This window comes from Streptomyces bungoensis, assembly GCF_001514215.1.
Lineage (GTDB): Bacteria > Actinomycetota > Actinomycetes > Streptomycetales > Streptomycetaceae > Streptomyces > Streptomyces bungoensis.
Map to the genome: position 1 here is coordinate 29,244 of NZ_KQ948885.1, position 3,790 is coordinate 33,033.

At 71.6% G+C, this 3,790-nt stretch carries 1 protein-coding gene; it reads left to right on the forward strand.

All coding sequences use genetic code 11. From position 1 onward, the window contains the following. The coding region (locus tag AQJ66_RS35885) for an SDR family NAD(P)-dependent oxidoreductase (protein WP_159052700.1) at positions 1-3,790 on the forward strand (3,790 nt) is incomplete at both ends.

Consider the following 3,790-nt stretch of genomic DNA (forward strand, 5'->3'; position numbering starts at 1 on the left):
CGCACTCTGGAGATCCACTCCCGCGCCGAGGACCTGCCCGGCGATCTGCCCTGGACCCTGAACGCGACGGGTTCGCTGGCGCAGCTCGTGGACGCGTCTCCCCGGACCTCCTTCGACTTCGGCGTATGGCCCCCGAAGGACGCGGTGGCGGAGCCGGTCGACGATGTGTACGGACGTCTCGCCGCGCTGGGCCTGGCCTACGGGCCTGCGTTCCGGGGTCTGCGGGGCGCGTGGCGGCGGGGCGAGGAGATCTTCGCCGAGGTCGCGCTCTCCGCTGATGACGAGGAGTCCGGCGCCCTGTTCGGCGCGCACCCGGCGCTGCTGGACGCGGCCCTGCACGCGGTGATCTTCTCGCCGGTGTTCGGTGATGGCCGGGCGCGCTTGCCGTTCGCGTGGACGGGGGTCTCGCTGTGGGCGTCCGGCGCACGGGAGTTGCGCGTGCGGATGGTTCCGGTCGATGAGCAGACGGTGGCAGTCGAACTGGCCGATCCGTCGGGTGAGTTGGTGGCCGAGGTGGAGTCGCTGACGCTGCGGGAGGCGTCCGGTGAGCTCGCGAAGCCGACTGACGGAGGCCCCGCCGACAGCCTCTTCCAGGTCGACTGGACGCCGCTGCCGGCGCAGGCCGACGTCGCCGACGTCGAAGGACCGACCTGCGGTGCCCACCTTGCGGACGACCTGCCGAGTACCGCGGTCGAGCCCGGAACGGACGTCCTGATCCGGATCAAGTCCCCTGCCGGCGATCCGGTCGAAGCCGCATACGAGTTGACGAGCGGCCTGCTCGCCCGTGTTCAGACCTGGCTCGCGGACGCGCGGTTCGAGGGGGCCCGTCTGGTCGTGGTCACCCAGGGTGCCGTCGCTCTCGGCGAGACGGAAGCCGACCCGGCGCAGGCCGCGGTGTGGGGCCTGGTGCGCGCGGCCCGCGCGGAAGCACCACACCGGTTCGCGCTGCTGGATGTGGAGGGTGGGGAGGAGTCCTGGTCTGTGGTGGGGGCGGCGTTGGCTTCGGGTGAGCCGGAGTTGGCGGTGCGGGGTGGGGTTGTGTGTGTGCCGCGTCTGGGGCGTGTGTCGGGTGCGGGGGCGCTGACGGCTCCGGCGGGGGAGTCGGTGTGGCGGCTGGATGTGGTGGAGCGGGGGACGCTGGAGGGTCTGGCGCTGACCCCTGTGGCGCCGGCGGAGCTGGTGGAGGGGCAGGTCCGTGTCGCCGTGCGGGCGGCGGGCGTGAACTTCCGGGATGTGTTGAACGCGCTCGGAATGTATCCGGGGGATGTGCGGGACTTCGGTCTCGAGGGTGCGGGTGTGATCACGGAGGTCGGTCCCGGGGTGTCCGGGCTGGCGGTCGGTGACCGCGTGATGGGTCTGTTCTCGGGCTCGTTCGGTCCGCTCGCCGTGGCGGACGCGTGCAGGGTCGCCCGGATTCCGCGGGGGTGGTCGTTCGCGCAGGCGGCGTCGGCACCGGTGGTGTTCCTGACGGCGTACTACGCGCTCACGGATCTCGCTGATGTGCGGGCGGGTGAGCGGGTGCTGGTGCATGCGGCGGCCGGTGGTGTGGGGATGGCCGCGACGCAGCTGGCCCGGCATCTCGGTGCGGAGGTGTTCGCCACGGCAAGCGCCGGCAAGTGGGGCACCCTGCGCGGACTCGGCCTGGATGAACAGCACATCGCCTCGTCCAGGGACACCGACTTCGAGACGGCGTTTCTTGCGGTGACCGAGGGCCGGGGGATGGATGTGGTCCTGGATTCGCTGGCGGGTGAGTTCGTGGATGCGTCGCTGCGGTTGTTGCCGGGTGGTGGTCGGTTCCTGGAGATGGGCAAGACCGATGTCCGGGACGCGGAGGCGGTTGCCGCGCAGCATCCGGGTGTGGCCTATCAGGCGTTCGACTTGATGAACGTGGCGCCGGAACGGATCGGGCAGATGCTGGCCGAGCTGGTCGCGCTGTTCGAGCAGGGGGCCATCGCGCCGCTTCCGGTGACGTGCTGGGATGTGCGGCGGGCGCCGGAGGCGTTCCGGTATCTCTCCCAGGCCCGGCACGTCGGCAAGGTGGTCCTGACGGTTCCGGCTCCGCTGGACCGCGATGGCACGGTGTTGGTGACCGGGGGCACGGGTGGTCTGGGTGCCCTGCTGGCCCGCCACTTGGTCTCCGAGCACGGTGTGCGGCGTCTGCTGCTGGCCAGCCGTCGCGGTCCGGAGGCACCAGGTGCCGCCGAACTCGTCTCTGAACTAGCCGACTTGGGCGCGCATGCCGAGGTCGTCGCGGTGGATGTGGCCGACCGCGATCAGCTTGCCGCCGCCCTCGGCGCGATTCCGGCGGAGCATCCGCTGACAGCTGTCGTGCACACGGCCGGTGTCCTGGACGACGGCGTGGTCTCCTCCATGACGCCCGAGCGGCTGGCCGGGGTGCTGCGGCCGAAGGTGGACGCGGTCGCGCACCTGCACGAGCTGACCCGGGACGCGGACCTGTCTGCGTTCGTCGTGTTTTCCTCCATAGCCGGGGCCTTCGGCGGTGCGGGCCAGGCGAACTACGCGGCCGCCAACGCCTTCCTCGACGCCTTCGCCACCATCCGCCGCGCCGCGGGGCTGCCCGCGGTCTCCCTCGCCTGGGGCCCCTGGGCGCCGGGCGCGGGGATGACGGCCGAGCTGACCGAGGCCGACCTGCGGCGCATGGCACGCGGTGGCATGCTCCCGCTCAGCCCTGAGCAGGGGCTCGGTCTTCTGGACACGGTGCTGGAGCGGGGCGGCAGTCTGGAGCGACCCGCTGTCGTGCCGGTCGCCCTGGATCTCGCGGCGTTGCGTCGCGCGACCCCGGACGGCTTCCCCGCGCTGCTGCGCGCCCTCGTCCGGACGAGCGGCCGCCGCAAGGCCGAGACCAGGACCGGGGGAAACGCCGCTGATATCCGACAGCGCCTCATGGGCCTGCCGACCGTCGACCGTGAGCGCTTCCTGCGGGACTTCGTCGCGGCGCAGGCCGCCTCCGTCCTGGGGCACGGTTCCGCGTACCGGGTCGAGCCGGGACAGACCTTCAAGGACCTCGGGTTCGACTCGCTGACCTCGGTCGAACTACGCAACCGTCTCAACGGCGTCATCGGTATGCGGCTGCCGGCCACCCTGGTCTTCGACCACCCGACCCCGGCCGACGTGGCCGGCCTGATCCTCTCCGAGTTGACGGAGGACAGTGCACCGGAGACCGGTTTCACCACCGCGCCACCCGTCGTGACAAGCGTGGGCGACGATCCGGTGGTGATCGTGGGAATGGCCTGCCGGTTCCCTGGCGGAGTCGCTTCCCCCGAGGATCTGTGGCGGCTGGTCACCGAGGGCGGGGACGCGATCGGCGCCTTCCCAGTCGACCGTGGCTGGGACCTGGACGGCCTGTACGACCCCGAGCCCGGCGCCACCGGCCGGAGCTACGTCCGCCACGGAGGCTTCCTGTACGACGCCGCGGAGTTCGATGCGGGGTTGTTCGGTATCTCGCCGCGTGAGGCGTTGGCGATGGACCCGCAGCAGAGGCTCCTCCTGGAGACCTCCTGGGAGGTGTTCGAGCGGGCGGGTATCGACCCGGCGAGTCTGCGCGGCTCCCGCACCGGCGTCTTCGCCGGCGCCATGGCCCAGGACTACGGTTCCTTCCTGCGCGCTGGCGAGCACGACTCCGGCGGCTACCTCATGACCGGGAACAGCGGCAGCGTGGCCTCTGGCCGTATCGCGTACACCTTCGGTTTCGAGGGGCCCGCGGTGACGGTGGACACGGCGTGCTCGTCGTCGCTGGTAGCTCTGCACCTGGCCGCACAGGCCTTGCGTT